Genomic DNA, 14,046 nt, shown 5'->3' with positions numbered 1-14,046 from the left:
ATGTTGAGCGTGTCACGGATTGGCTCTCCCGGCGGAGCCGCGGGCTACTACACGAAGGAAGACTATGCGCGCAGCGGCAGCCTCGACATGCGCGATGGCGGCGCTGTTACCGAGATCGAGACGAGCGACGGTGTTGTCTCGTACTATGCTGTGTCTGAGGACGAACTGGGCACGCCGCTTTCCTGGGACGGGGAGGGAGCAAAAGAGCTTGGTCTGGAAGGTCCGGTTGACGAGGCCGATTTCCGTGCGGTGCTTTATGGGTTGAATCCCGATCCTGAAGGCGAGGCCATCAGCAAGCTGGAAGTCGCGTTGCGCGAGGCAGCTGAAAAGGAAATGGCGGAAACGGCCGGTGCACAGGAACAGCCGCAAGCCGACCCCATGGTCGACTACACCGCAGCACCAGAAGTCGATGTTCCGCCGGCGGTGCCCGAAGAAGACAAAGCCAGTGGCGCCGAACCGAAAAGCGCGTGGGCATCGATGTCGGCGGAAGAACGGATCAAGGCGGCGGAGGACCATCATGAAAAGCACGCCGCCGGCTGGGACCTGACCTTCAGTGCGCCAAAATCCGTGTCCATCGTGGCTTTGGACGCAGAGGGAGATACCCGCCTGCAGGAGGCTCATCGCCTGGCGGTCGATGCCGCACTCGGCTATATCGAGCAGCACTTCTCGGTTTATCGGGTCAGGGACGGCGATGGCGAACGCCGGGAGGAAATCAGCGGCAACCTGCTGATGGCGCGCACGACCCATACGCTTTCGCGCGCCGGTGATCCTAACCTCCACGACCATGTCATCGTCCTAAACGCCACCAAGGACGAAGATGGAACCTGGCGGGCGCTGGAGAGCGAACACATCTTCAAGCACATGAAGCTGGCCGGCGCCGTCTATCAGGCCGAATTGCGTAACCTGACCCAGGAGATCGGACATGATGTCCGTGACGGCGACACCTTAAATACGTTCGAAATCGCTGCCGTGCCGGCTGCCGCCTTGGCGCTGCACTCCAGCCGCAACACACAGATCAAGGCCAATATGACGGCGATGGAGGAAGACAAGGGCCGACAACTCACCCAAGCCGAGAAAGAGGCCGCTGTCCTGCTTGACCGGCCTGGGAAGGTCCAGCTTACCCGCGAAGAGTTGCAGGAGAAATGGGCGGCGGCGAACCAGTCGATTGGCCTGGAGGTCGGGGCGATCAGCCATGCGGCCAGGGACGCAGAGGCCGGCCTGGATCTGTCATTTACCAAGCCATCGCCGTTCCTCAATGCCATCGAGAGCTTGAAGGACTTGTTTCACGGCGGGAAGGGCGCCTTCCAACGGCCAGAAGAGGCTCTGGCCTATGGCCGGGAGGCCGCGTTTCACACCTCTACGGTCGCAACCCAGCACGACATGCTCTTCCGCGCCATCGTCGCCAATGGCAATCGCCTTCGTGCCAGCGACTATATCGAGACAGGCTTTTTCGACCGGCAGGAATTCCAGCAGGCTGACAGGAAGGTCCTGGCCGGCCTGACGACGCAGGACAATACCGACCGCGAAAAAGGCATCAATGCCCATATCCAGGAACGGTTCGGCAAGGCCAAGGGTTTTGAACCCGAGGCCGTATCAGAGAGTCTTTCCACCGAGGCGTTGAGCCGGCGCGGTATTGACGTCGCTTTGACAGATGACCAGTACAGGGCGGTATTTGTCGCTCTAACGAGCCGCGATGGCGTCGTGGCCATCCAAGGTTTTGCCGGAACCGGAAAGACAACGGCCTATGAAACCCTGGAAAGCGTCTATTCGGCTTTGACGGCGCTGGCTGACGCGCGCGCCGATCTTGCTCCGAAGACGGCGCCGGTGAAGGTCGCCCTGGCGAGCCAGCAGCAGCTTGATGATTTTCGCCAGATCGCGGGCGGTCTGAAGGGCGCAGCGCCGACCCACGCGGCCGTCAAGGAGCTATCCGATAAGAACATCCAGGCCGATACGCTTTCGTCGATCCTGTCACGCTATGATTTTGGCAAGACCAGCGCACCTGAAGCCCTGACCAAAATGCGCAAAGAGTTCAAGGGCGCGACCCTTGTTGTCGATGAGGCGTCGATGATGGGAAACCGGCAACTGGAGAAGGTCTTTGAGATGCAGACCGATCTCAAGATCGACAAGGTCATCCTGTCGGGCGACATCCGCCAGATCGCTTCGCTCCAGGCCGGCGCGCCCTTCAAGATGGGGATGGAGCACAATGAGCAGATGGCCAAGGCCGATTTGTCGACCATCATGCGCCAGAACGCCAACCCGACCCTGAAGGAAGCTGTCGTCGCCTTCGCCGAAGGAAAGTCGGCCGAGGGCATGAAGCGCCTGAAGCCCTTCATCCATGAACAGGGCAGGGGCGCCAGCGACGAAGTCATCGCCGACAAGGCATTCGAGCTTTGGAAAGACACGGGCGGAACTGGAAAGGTCGTCGTCGACACCAATAAGATGCGCGGCCTGATGAACAGTCGCATCCGGGGTGAACGTGTCCGCGAGGGCTCCCTTTCCGAAGACGGCTTCAGCCAGGCGACCTATCGCGACGCCGGCATGTCGAACCACGACAAGATGACCTCGCGGCTCTACCAGTCGGGCCAGACGCTGTACTTTTTTGCCAAGGTCGGAAAATTCAAGGCTGGCGACACGCTGACCATCTCGGCGCTCAATCATAAGCGCAATGTGCTTGAAGGGACAGACCGGGAGGGCAAGGCGGTAAAGATGGACATCAAACGCAATCTCGGCGGCCGGTCCGATGTGCCGTTCGGCGTCTATCAGCGCACGACCACTGAATTTGCCGTCGGCGAGCTGGTTCTATTCAACAAGACGGACAAGATGCGAGGCATCAAGACCAATGACGAATACCGGATCACCGGCTTCGATGACAAGGCTGTCCAGGTCCAGGCGAGAGACGGCAGCGACCGGAGCCTGAGCCTGCCGCGGTCCGATCCGCAGCTTGAATTCATGACCTATGCCTACGCCGTCACGGCGGATAAAGCCCAGGGCAAGTCGTTCGATAGCGTGATCGCCGTGCTGAAGGCGGCCGGCCAGGGCGATTTCGTCAACCATGCCCGCGCCTACATTATGTCGTCTCGCGCCAAGGAAAACCTGAGCCTGGTAACGGACAGCTTTCGCGACCTCATGCGCAAGGTCACCGAACACGATGGCATCAACCTCGTCGGCCTCAACAATCTGAGGCTGGATGATGTGATCAGGATGCCCAAGGGCTTTGGCGAAGAGGACAAGAAGAAAGACCCGATCGAAAAGGACCTTGTATCCGCTGAAAGCCTTATCAAGCCACCGGACCTAGTGGGCGCCAAATCCGATCTTGCCAATGTGGCGAAGGGATCGAAAGAGCAACCTGGCGACGCGGCACGGTACAAGACAGACGGAGCGATGGACATGGGCGACAAGCAAAAGGCCATGGAACGGCCGCAACCGGAGCGCAGCATGTAATCCTGATTAAAGCCCTGAATTAACGTATGTTTTAGATGTTGGAAACCGGACTTAAATCATCACGCGGTAGCATGATGTATCTTTTCGGAGGCCCCAATGCTCAACTATATCGTCGATCAGGTTGGAATCATCAAAACTATATGCCTGTTCGCCGGCACGATCCTGATGATCGGCGGGGCGCAATACCTGTCATTTCGTGAGACCTGCGCTCAGAACGGCTTCGAATGGAAGCAAAAGCCAGTCCGCAGCTTTCTGAGGCTCGTCGTAAAGCAAGAGCTGAACTACGCCCGCAAGATTCCAGCCATGATCGGCGCGATCTTTCTGGCAACCACCCTGGCCGTCTATTTGTGATTGACTTGGCGCCTCGCCGGTCTCACGGGTTTGATGGTCAGTCCCCTAACCCGCTGAAAAGCAAAGGCCCCTATGGAAAACAATCAGAAGCTCCTTGAGCATACCGCAGATATCATCTCTGCTTACGTATCGAAAAATCCCGTGCCAGGCGCAGACCTGCCCGGTCTGATCAAAAGCGTCCACGCATCGCTCAATCAGACCAGCGTGCCAGACGCACCTGTCGCCGAGGTGAAGGCGCCGTCCGTTTCCGTCAAGAAAAGCATCACCCCGAATTACTTGATTTGCCTGGAAGACGGCCGTCAGTTCAAATCCCTGAAGCGCCACTTGCAGAGCAAGTACGGCCTTACACCCGACGCCTACCGTGCGAAGTGGGGATTGCCCAAGGATTACCCAATGGTGGCGCCGGCCTATTCCGCCGCGCGCTCGGCCATGGCGAAGAGCATGCAATTGGGTGTGAAAGGTCGTCAGACCCGGGCCAAACGCAAAGCCTAAGACGGAAGAGGGGGGACCATGCGGGGAATTATGTTGTGTGACGGGCAGCTGGCTGAGAACGTCGATGACGCGACTCTTCAGGCGCAAATGGCTCGGCACTATGCCGGCTTCAAAGGCAAGCCGCCCTTATGTCTCTGCACCGACATCCATGTCCGGATGTACATCGCCAAATTCGGCGAGCGTTACCTGCTGAAACGCTGGCCCGGAAGTGGTCACGAGCACGCTGTTGTTTGCGATCGGTATGAAGCGCCGCCGGAGGCGTCGGGCCTGGGCAAGCTGATGGGTTCGGCGATCCGTGAGGACATGCTCACCGGCGACATCGAGTTGAAGCTGGGCTTCCCCCTGAAAAAGCAGCCGCGGACCGCCATTACCGCGGATTCGGTGGAAGCCCAAGGCCAGGAAAGCGACCTCAATGAGAGCGCCGCCGGCTCGACGAGCAAGGTGAGCTTACGGGCCGTGTTGCATTACCTCTGGGACCAGGCCGAATTGACGCACTGGAAACCGGGCATGAAAAACAAGCGCAACTGGTGGGTCGTTCAGAGCCGTCTACTCGATGCCGCTGCGCGGATGACGACAAAGGGGCTGCGGCTTCAAAAGCGGCTCTACATCCCCGAACCTTTCAAGCCCGAGGCTAAAGATCAGATCAGGTTGCGCCGGCGAGGGTTCTTTCAGTCCGTCGCAAGCCAAAAGGCCGCGCGTGAACTCCTCATGTTCCTTTTCGAGGTCAAGGAGATATCGCCGTCGCCCTATGGCTACAAGCTCGTCGCCAAGAATGTGCCCGACGATAATTTCTATCTGACGGCCGACCTCTACAAGCTTTTGCGCAAGCGCTTTGCCACCGAATTGGAAATGTTCGAACGCGCGGATGGCCAGTGTCATTTGGTGGCGCTCGGGACGATTTCGGTGAAGCCCAGCGGGATCGTCAATATCGAGGAAATGACGTTGATGGCGACGACGGGCGACTGGATACCCGTCGCGGATCAACAGGAGGCCGTGGTCGTTGACTATTCCGTCACGACCGGCCGGCAGTTCATCAAACCCCTGAAATACAATATGGGCGCCGGCCGGGCGCTGGCCGCGATGTTATATACCGACACGCCCGGGCAGCCGACTGCGCTCTATATCGTCAAGCCCGACGACAGTGACGTTTTAATTGAAGCGCGTCGGGAATTGCAGGACGCTGGTCGATCCTTAAGTGTCGAGTGGCATGTGTCGGACGATCCCATTCCGACGTTAGTTATTGACGCAATTCCGTCGGCCAGGTTTGAGCGGGATATGGCCAAGGCATAGTCGTGGTCACGGACTATTACCAGTTGGTCCAATACCCTGGCCCTTTGTGATCGCTTCAGGATAATTGACACTTGCAATTGCTGCGTTGCAGCATAAATTAGACTTGTTCGACGTTCTTACGTCGATGCCCTTCCTGGGCGTTTCCTCCCTGTAAACTTGGCCTAGCTGTGTAGCTGGGCCTTTTTTTTGGAATTCGGGGTCTAGACGTAAGCCTTAAACATCATTGTCGGCCGACGCCATGTAGCCGTCGAAAAAGAAGCGCATAGGCACTTTCAATATTCCGCCGATGTCATGGAGTGTGCTTGCCCTGATGCGCACCATCCCTTCCTCGAAAGCATGAATAACCGCCACCGGCATAAGGAGCCTGCGAGCCAGGGCGTCTTCTGAAAGTTTCAGCATCACCCGGCGTCCACGAATCCGGGCGCCAATATAAGCGTCAACGGTCGACGTTTCGGCCGGTTCAGGACATTTCTGGAGGGTCGCTCCCGGCGTCTCAATCATGACGAGGCTCATAGGGGGCTTTGTCGCGGTTCGCCCCCGCGTAAAGCCCTCCTCTGATCTTTGGAGATCGGGGAGTTAGAAAACCGGGTTTACTCGGTCCCTGTGGCCTTTAGCCGGGGCCTGTTGCATACGCCACAGGCTCCCCGACCATAAGGTCAAAGGAGGTTCGTGCCGAAATGGTCGGCATCAACCAATAAACCCGGGGCTTTCTACGACCCCAGTGCCGCGCGTACGGCACCGGGGAAACACATAGCGCAATCGTTTCGCTATTGCATCACCATTCCAAGCCAACCGCTCTCAACGAGGGTTCGCCCACTATTTTTTTGACAATGAAATCTGGGAATATAAGCCCTTGTTTTGATGGGCCTAACTTCTGTCTCAAGCCTCAAGACAATACCGCGTGACTTAAGGAGACGCTCAGCGGCCAGCTTGACTCTCGTTTTAAATGAGAACAAATAAAGAACATATTTCGTAAACGCAGGCGATTTTACGCCCATAAACCACTCCAGAAAGGACAATTTATGCCATGCCCCCCGCTGACGCCGCCGTCATTTCCGACCTCAGGCAACGCATCGAAGGCATTGGCGGTATCGCGGCCAGGACCAAGACTGTCCTCCCATTCGGCGTTCCTGGGATTGACCGGCGCTTACCCAAGGGCGGGCTTGCGCTCGGGGCCCTTCACGAGGTCGCCGGTGGCGCCAATGGAGCGGTAGACGGCGCGGCAGCGGCGTCCTTCGCCGCCGGGATCGCGGCGCGCACCGGCGGAAAGGTCCTGTGGTGCTACACGCAGGCCGACCTGTTCGCGCCGGCGCTGGCGCAATCCGGACTGGCCGAGGAGCAGGTTGTCTTTTTCGAAGCCAAGGACGAGGCGTCTATACTCGGCTGTTTTGAAGAAGCACTGCGGCACGGCGGCCTCTCGGCCGTCGTCGCGGAGTTGGCGGGCTTGAGCCGCGTATCGTCGCATCGCCTGCAACTGGCCGCCGAAACCTCCGGCACAATGGGCCTGGCCGTGCGCCGATGGCGCCGGCATGTCGATGCGCGTGATTTCGGCAATCCAACCGCGGCGTTTACGCGCTGGCGGGTGACAGAATTGAATTCAGCGCCCTTGCCGGTCCGCGGCGTGGGTCGCGCCAGGTGGCAACTCGAATTGATGCGCTGTCGGGGTGGTGAGAGTGCGGACTTTGAAGTGGAAGCGTGCGATGCCCAGGGTTTTATCGCTTTATCTTCCGACTTGGCCGACAGATCGGCTGCGACGGAAGCTTGGCGACACCGCGCCGCCAGCTGATATCCCGTTCGCCCTCAAAGGCTCGGACGGCCGGCGTCGCGTCATAACGGCCATTGATGAATTCGCCCGGGCCAACGGCATCTATGTTGGCATGCCGGTCGCCAAGGCAGAATCCCTGTTCGCTGACCTGGTCATCATGGATGCCGACCCTTCCGGCGACGCGGTCGCGCTGGAGAAGCTCGCCATCTGGGCTTTACGACTCTATTCTCCGATCGTTGCGACCGATCCGCCCGATGGCTTGGTTCTCGATATCCAAGGCGCCGCCCACCTGCACGGCGGCGAAGCGGGCTTGATCTCCGATGTCATCGCGCGGCTGGCTGACCTCGGCATTACGGCGTATGCGGCCCTTGCGGACACGTGGGGGGCGGCCCATGCTCTGGCGCGTTTCAGTTGCCAGACGACGCGGATCGTGGAACCCGGCGGACAAGCGGACGCGCTTCTGAAGCTGCCGATCGCGGCCCTGAGGTTGCCGGCAGAGATGACGCCGGACCTGCTGCTCCTGGGCCTGGACACGATCGGCGAATTGGCAGCCAAGCCACGCGCGCCGCTCACCCAGAGTTTCGGGCCCAAGCTGTTCCGTCGCGTCGACCAGGCCTTTGGCCGACTAGCGGAGCCGATCGAGCCAGTGGAGTCGCCGGCATTGATTTCGGTGCAGCGAATTTTCGCCGAACCCATCGGGGCGCCGGAGACGCTTGAGAAATATACCCGCCGATTGACCGATGCGATCTGTGACCGGATGGAAGAGGCCGGTCTCGGCAGTCGGCGCCTGGATCTGCATTACACCCGCGTCGACAACCGCATCGAGACGATCTTCGTGGCGACGGCCAAGCCTGTCCGCGACCCCAAACGGCTCGGTCGCCTGTTGTGCGACAAGATCGAAACCGTCGATCCAGGGTTTGGAATTGACAAGATGACTCTCACGGCCGCCTTCGTCGAGCCGCTGGTCCCGAAGCAGATCGGCGCTCAATATTCGGCGCCGCCGCGGCCGGATGTCGAAGAGTTGTGGGACACGATCACCAACCGCTATGGCCGGGAGTGTCTATACCGAGCCGTGTCCGTCGCGACCGACATTCCCGAGCGCGCCGTGAAGCGCGCATCTCCGACCTCGACTGAAGTCGGTTCAAAACGCAATGCTGGCTATCGCCGACCACAGCGGATCTACCGCAGACCCGAACCCATCCTCACTCTTGCCGCGCTGCCGGATCATCCGCCGCGCGCCTTCACCTGGCGGGGTCAACGCTACAGCGTGCTTTGTTCCGATGGGCCTGAACGGGTGCGCGGTGAGTGGTGGCGCAATGACAACGAGAAGGGCAAGGTCCGGGACTATTTCATCCTCGAAGTCGACAACGGTGAGCGCTTCTGGGCGTTCAGGGCCGGCGATGGCCAGCATGAAGGCACCGGCTCGTTGAACTGGTATCTGCATGGAAAGTTCGACTGACCATGCCGGATTACGTCGAACTGCAATGCGCCTCCTATTTTTCCTTTTTGCGCGGCTGCAGCGCGCCGGACGATCTGTTTGCGCAGGCCAAGGCCCTTGGCATGGAGGCCCTGGCCATTGCCGACCGCAACACTTTGGCCGGCATCGTTCGGGCGCATGTCGCCGCCAAGGAAACGGGCGTCCGCTTGATCATTGGTTGCCGCCTCGATCTTACAGACGGTATGTCGATCCTGGTCTATCCGGTCGAGCGTGCGGGATATGGACGACTCTGCCGCTTGCTTTCCCTGGGCAAGAGCCGGGGAGGGAAGGGCGCCTGTGATCTGGAGTGGTCGGACGTCGAAGATTTCTGTGACGGGCTAATCGCCATCTTCATTCCCGACGAGGCCGACGAACTGTGCTCCGTCCGCCTGCGCAAGTTCAAGCAGGTCTTCGCCGACCGCGCCTATATGGCTCTGACCTTGCGCCATCGGCAGAACGACCACATGCGCCTGCATGAACTCTCGAATCTCGCCTTCAAGCACCGGGTTCCGACTGTCGTCACCAATGATGTGCTCTACCATATCCATGAGCGCGCCATGCTGCATGACGTTGTGACCTGTATCCGCAACCGCTGCACCATCGACACCATGGGCGATCTTCGCCACCGGTATGCCGACCGTTTCCTGAAATCGCCGGAAGAAATGGGGCGGCTGTTTTCCGAATACCGCCAGGCCATGGCTCGCACGATCGAGATCGCCGACCGCTGCCGGTTCAGTCTGACGGAACTGGAATACCAGTACCCCGAAGAAAAGCTGATGCCCGGAATGTCGGCCATCGAGGCGTTGAAGCGTTTGTCCTGGGCAGGAGCCAAGTGGCGCTACCCGGAAGGCGTGCCCGACAAGGTCATCAAGCTGCTGAAGCACGAGCTGGATCTGATCGAGCGGCTCGACTACGCGCCCTACTTTTTGACGGTCAACGCTATCGTCCAGTTTGCCCGGTCGAAGGATATCCTCTGCCAGGGCCGCGGCTCGGCCGCCAATTCCTGCGTCTGTTACGTGCTGGGCGTCACCTCAGTCGATCCGGATCGCAACGACCTGCTGTTCGAGCGCTTTATCTCGGAAGAGCGCAAGGAGCCGCCGGACATTGATGTCGATTTCGAGCACCAACGGCGTGAGGAGGTCATGCAATGGGTGTTCAACACCTACGGCCGCAACCACGGGGCCCTGACGGCTGTCGTCACGCGGTTCCGCACGCGCGGGGCGCTTCGCGATACCTTGAAAGTCCTGGGGTTTCCGGAAGACACGATCAAGACCCTGGCCACGTCTATCCGGCACTGGCACTCGACCGGCTTCAGCGAAGAGGATGCGGCCGAACTGAATCTGAATACCAAGGACCGGCGCCTGAAACTCGCCTTCGAGATTCATCTCCTGCTGCTCGACGTCCCGCGCCAGCTTTCCCAGCATCCCGGCGGGTTTGTCCTGACCCACGATCGTTTGGACGAGCTGGTGCCGATCGAGCCGGCGCGCATGAAGGACCGCCAGGTCATCGAATGGGACAAGGACGATATCGACGCGGTCAAGTTCATGAAGGTCGACTGTCTGGCGCTGGGCATGATGTCCTGCATGAAACGAGCGTTCGATCTGCTGGGAGAGCACAAGGGCATCCATATCGATATGTCCTGCATCCCGCCGGAGGATCCGAAGACCTACACGATGATCCGCAAAGCCGATACCATCGGCACCTTCCAGATCGAATCCCGTGCCCAGATGTCGATGCTGCCGCGGACCAAGCCGCGCACTTTTTACGACCTGGTCATCCAAGTGGCGATCGTCCGCCCGGGGCCGATCCAGGGCGACATGGTCCATCCGTACCTACGCCGGCTCGAAGGTTTGGAGGAGGTGACGTTTCCGACGCCGGAGTTGGCCGCTATTTTGGGCAAGACGCTGGGCGTGCCTCTCTTCCAGGAACAGGCCATGAGGGTGGTCATCGTCTGTGCTGGCTTCACGGCTGGCCAGGCCGATCTCGTCCGCCGGGCGCAGGCGACGTTCAAGAAGACCGGCGGCATAGGTCCCCTTGCGCAGGACATTATCAACGGCATGAAGGGCAACGGCTACACTGAAGAATTCGCCCTGACCCTGGTGAAGCAACTGGAGGGCTTCGGCAGCTACGGCTTCCCCGAGAGCCATGCTTTCAGCTTCGCCATTATCTCCGAAGCGAGCGCCTGGATGAAGTGCCACCATCCAGACGTCTTCCTGGCCGCGATCCTGAATAGTCAGCCCATGGGTTTCTACGCGCCAGCGCAGCTCATTCGCGATGCGAAACTGCATGGCGTCGAAGTCAGGTGGTTCTGCGTCAACAATTCACGTTGGGACTGCACCCTGGAGCCAACCGAGCGCCCGGGCAGGTTCGCCGTTCGGCTGGGCTATCGCTTGGTCAAGGGCATCCGCAGCCAGGAGATAGCCGAGATGATCCTACGCCGTGGCGACCTGCCATATAAATCGATCCCCGATTTGTGGCGCCGAGCCAAGACCCCGGTCGCGACGTTGCGAAAACTGGCCAGGGCGGACGTGTTTGAGCAGGCTTTCAAGGTGTCGAGGCGCGAGGCTTTGTTTTCAATCCGGGCACTCCGGGACGACGCTCTGCCCCTGTTCGACAGCCTGCTCGACGAAACCGGCCGGAGCCTGTCCGAAATCGATCAGCCGGATATGGATTTCAAGCGAATGACCGACGGTGCCGAAGTGGTCGAGGACTATAACCAAGTCGGTTTCACCAAGGGCGCCCATCCGGTCGCCTTCCTGCGAGCGGACCTGAAAGAGCGCAGCATCATCACCTGCAATGAGGCGATGGCCTCAAAGGACAAGCGTTACGTCCAGGTCGCCGGCATGGTCAATGTCAGGCAGCGGCCGGGATCGGCCAATGGCGTCATCTTCATGACAATCGAAGATGAGACCGGCGATGCCAACATCGTGGTTTGGGAAAAGGTCGGGCTGGAATACAAGCGCGCCGTCTATGGCTCAAGCCTGGTCTTGATCACCGGCTATACCCAGAAGGAAGGCGACGTTATCCATCTTATTGCCCGCACCGTCGTCGACTTGTCGCATATGCTGGCCAGCGTCGGCGACCGTGACACGCCGCTTCAGGTGCCGCACCAACCAGGGGACGAATTCCGAAACGGTGGGCCAGGCGTCGATCCACGGGTAATGCGCGAGGGCAAGGCGCAAATTCAACACCGGAGCCGGGATTTCAAGTGATGTCAGTGAAAATTGGCGTCGAGAAGTTGAAAGGAAGAAGGGGAGGGGAAATCGATGTGAATTGGCCGAGCGGCAAGAGTGGCCAGGCTGTGTTCTTACCCGCACCCTTTTATATCTGCCGCCCTTGACCAAAATTGCATCGGCAGCAATACTTTAAACCAACTAGGAGCATGAACAATGACCGTGATAGTGGACATAGCCGACCGTTTGTATGACTATACGGACGAGGAAAAGGCAGCTGACGCGGTTGCGTCCTTTCAGACCGATATGAATATTGGCGATGAGGCGGTACTGGCAATCTGGCAGGACGAATCTGACCCACGACGCTCCGAATTGGAACGAAGGATATTCGACGCCGTAGATTTAAATGGTTCGACGAAGCGGGCCCGCGAGAGCGTTCCCGGTGGGGTGTCTCTGGTTATGGCCGATGAATAGGCTGACGAACGGATTGGATAACAGTGGCGTATAATTGCCACCCCCTCCCGATAGGGTTAAATTTGCTTGCTTCTGTTCTGTTTTTGTTCTATGTCAGCAGCGGTTTTTAATTGAACGGTAATTGATTCGATCCTAACGTGATCTGCCGCGGAACGCCGCGGATTGCAGCGAGGCTTTGAATTGGGCAAAGATGGCCGAGATGCGGAAAGAGTGACCACAACACTTTCTCGCAGGCAAAAAGTCGAACTCGACCGCTTGGCAAAGGTTCAAGGGGTGAAGGTCGCTTGGCTCGTCCGCCGAGCCGTTGAGAAGTTTTTAGAAGACGCCGATGGCGGCCCACGATTACCCCTTGATATACCTGGAGGCGAAGATGAAAAGCGCTGAACTCTTCGCCGGTTGCGGAGGCTTAGCTTTGGGACTTTCCCACGCGGGCTTCAAGCACAGCTATTTGGTGGAATTCAACAAGGAGGCAGTGAGCACTGTCTTGCATAATAAGCACAAGGGTGTCGCGCATATCCGCGATTGGCCAATGCACCTGCAGGATGTCCGCGACATTGATTGGCGGAGCTTGGGTGCGCTCGATTTAGTTTCAGGCGGCCCGCCTTGTCAGCCTTTCGGCATTGGCGGAAAGAAGCTTGGTCAGAATGATCAGCGCGATATGTGGCCGGAAGCAATTCGAGCAATTCGTGAAACCAAACCCCGATTTTTCCTGTTTGAAAACGTGCGCAATATCGCGGGACCAAGGTTTCGCCCCTATCTCGACTGGATAATCGCTCATCTGGCTCGCCCAGACATCGCCCGTGAGGCGAGCGAATCCCATGACGAGCATCGAGTTCGGCTTTTAGGATCCGGTAGCGCTGAGGATTATTCTGTTATTTGGCAGCTCGTTAATGCTGCGGACTTCGGCGCGGCACAGATTAGGCATCGAGTGCTCATATTTGGGGTTCGGAAAGACCAGGGCGTATATCCGTCACCAATGCCAGCGACCCATTCGCGTGATAAATTACTCTGGGACCAGTATGTTTCGGGAATATACTGGGACAGACACGGATTGAAAAAGCGGTATACGGCAACGATGCAGCAAGACCAAGTCCGAGTGGACCGATTGAGATATTTGGGAGTTGAGCCCGCAGGGCTTCCGTGGGTTACGCTTAGAGACGCCTTAAAAGGGCTGGGCGAGCCGAATGGGCAGCGTAACCACGTTTTACAGCCCGGGGCGAAAATATATCCAGGGCATACCGGTAGCCTCCTTGATTTGCCCGCGAAAGCTTTGAAAGCCGGCGATCATGGCGTTCCGGGTGGCGAAAATATGATGGTTAGGGATGACGGCTCTGTCCGATACTTCACAACTCGTGAGGCGGCAAGGCTTGTAGGGTTGCCGGACGACTATGAATTTCCAGGGGCGTGGTCCGTCAGCATGCGCCAACTTGGGAATGCCGTTCCATCAGAATTAGGGGCAGTATCCGGCCAGTGGCTTAAACAACAGATCGGCTCACCCAAAAGTGTAGCTTCAATGCGTCGCGTGGCGTAGGTTGCGGCAATGAGTCGAAAACGAGGTTGATCAAGCGCCTATTGTCGACGGG

10 protein-coding genes are annotated in these 14,046 nt (G+C 58.8%); 9 read left to right on the top strand and 1 reads right to left on the bottom strand.

Translation table 11 applies throughout. The annotated features are described in order from the left end of the window. The 4 genes from mobF (at position 1) to ABAC460_RS0125040 (ending at position 5,574) form a co-directional block, all read left to right on the top strand. Positions 1 to 3,441 (top strand): MobF family relaxase, encoded by a 3,441-nt coding sequence (mobF, locus tag ABAC460_RS42270; protein WP_023454878.1) that lies wholly within the window; start codon positions 1 to 3, stop codon positions 3,439 to 3,441. Positions 3,442 to 3,537: 96 nt separating this feature from the next. After that, a complete protein-coding gene (locus ABAC460_RS42265; RefSeq protein ID WP_023454877.1) occupies positions 3,538 to 3,792 on the top strand; it encodes a hypothetical protein in 255 nt (84 codons plus the stop codon). Between the two features lie 72 nt (positions 3,793 to 3,864). Next, positions 3,865 to 4,284, top strand: coding sequence for a MucR family transcriptional regulator (locus ABAC460_RS42260; protein ID WP_023454876.1), 420 nt, complete (start codon positions 3,865 to 3,867; stop codon positions 4,282 to 4,284). A gap of 18 nt (positions 4,285 to 4,302) precedes the next feature. Continuing rightward, positions 4,303 to 5,574, top strand: a complete 1,272-nt coding sequence (locus ABAC460_RS0125040; protein WP_023454875.1) for a DUF1173 family protein — start codon at positions 4,303 to 4,305, stop codon at positions 5,572 to 5,574. A 213-nt stretch (positions 5,575 to 5,787) separates the two neighbouring features. On the opposite strand, the gene ABAC460_RS0125035 is transcribed toward ABAC460_RS0125040, so the two are convergent. Continuing rightward, complete coding sequence (locus ABAC460_RS0125035) at positions 5,788 to 6,075, bottom strand: helix-turn-helix domain-containing protein (RefSeq protein WP_162150341.1); 288 nt, start codon at positions 6,073 to 6,075, stop codon at positions 5,788 to 5,790. A gap of 526 nt (positions 6,076 to 6,601) precedes the next feature. Between ABAC460_RS0125035 and ABAC460_RS42255 the strand changes: the two genes are divergently transcribed. From ABAC460_RS42255 to ABAC460_RS42235, 5 genes are all read left to right on the top strand, one after another. After that, a complete protein-coding gene (locus tag ABAC460_RS42255) occupies positions 6,602 to 7,360 on the top strand; it encodes an ImuA family protein (RefSeq protein WP_023454873.1) in 759 nt (252 codons plus the stop codon). Continuing rightward, complete coding sequence (locus tag ABAC460_RS42250; protein WP_031237259.1) at positions 7,275 to 8,798, top strand: DUF6504 family protein; 1,524 nt, start codon at positions 7,275 to 7,277, stop codon at positions 8,796 to 8,798. Before ABAC460_RS42255 ends, ABAC460_RS42250 begins: the two co-directional genes overlap by 86 nt. A gap of 2 nt (positions 8,799 to 8,800) precedes the next feature. Further along, on the top strand, positions 8,801 to 12,028 hold the full coding sequence (locus tag ABAC460_RS42245; protein WP_023454871.1) for an error-prone DNA polymerase: 3,228 nt from the start codon (positions 8,801 to 8,803) through the stop codon (positions 12,026 to 12,028). Between the two features lie 177 nt (positions 12,029 to 12,205). Further along, positions 12,206 to 12,463 (top strand): hypothetical protein, encoded by a 258-nt coding sequence (locus ABAC460_RS42240; protein ID WP_023454870.1) that lies wholly within the window; start codon positions 12,206 to 12,208, stop codon positions 12,461 to 12,463. A 328-nt stretch (positions 12,464 to 12,791) separates the two neighbouring features. Then, a complete protein-coding gene (locus ABAC460_RS42235; RefSeq protein WP_023454869.1) occupies positions 12,792 to 13,994 on the top strand; it encodes a DNA cytosine methyltransferase in 1,203 nt (400 codons plus the stop codon). Positions 13,995 to 14,046: the final 52 nt, after the last annotated feature.

This window comes from Asticcacaulis sp. AC460 (genome assembly GCF_000495795.1).
In the GTDB taxonomy this organism is placed as follows: Bacteria; Pseudomonadota; Alphaproteobacteria; order Caulobacterales; family Caulobacteraceae; genus Asticcacaulis.
The sequence above is the reverse complement of the archived record's forward strand: the minus strand, read 5'-3'. Positions and strand labels throughout refer to the sequence as shown.

What these genes read in the sequence shown, in the direction of transcription:
- mobF (WP_023454878.1), top strand. Translation starts at nt 1, where the DNA reads ATGTTGAGCGTGTCACGGATTGGCTCTCCCGGCGGAGCCGCGGGCTAC.
- ABAC460_RS42250 (WP_031237259.1), top strand. Translation starts at nt 7,275, where the DNA reads ATGCCCAGGGTTTTATCGCTTTATCTTCCGACTTGGCCGACAGATCGG.
- ABAC460_RS42265 (WP_023454877.1), top strand. Translation starts at nt 3,538, where the DNA reads ATGCTCAACTATATCGTCGATCAGGTTGGAATCATCAAAACTATATGC.
- ABAC460_RS42235 (WP_023454869.1), top strand. Translation starts at nt 12,792, where the DNA reads ATGGCGGCCCACGATTACCCCTTGATATACCTGGAGGCGAAGATGAAA.
- ABAC460_RS42260 (WP_023454876.1), top strand. Translation starts at nt 3,865, where the DNA reads ATGGAAAACAATCAGAAGCTCCTTGAGCATACCGCAGATATCATCTCT.
- ABAC460_RS0125040 (WP_023454875.1), top strand. Translation starts at nt 4,303, where the DNA reads ATGCGGGGAATTATGTTGTGTGACGGGCAGCTGGCTGAGAACGTCGAT.
- ABAC460_RS42245 (WP_023454871.1), top strand. Translation starts at nt 8,801, where the DNA reads ATGCCGGATTACGTCGAACTGCAATGCGCCTCCTATTTTTCCTTTTTG.
- ABAC460_RS42255 (WP_023454873.1), top strand. Translation starts at nt 6,602, where the DNA reads ATGCCCCCCGCTGACGCCGCCGTCATTTCCGACCTCAGGCAACGCATC.
- ABAC460_RS0125035 (WP_162150341.1), bottom strand. Translation starts at nt 6,075, where the DNA reads ATGATTGAGACGCCGGGAGCGACCCTCCAGAAATGTCCTGAACCGGCC.
- ABAC460_RS42240 (WP_023454870.1), top strand. Translation starts at nt 12,206, where the DNA reads ATGACCGTGATAGTGGACATAGCCGACCGTTTGTATGACTATACGGAC.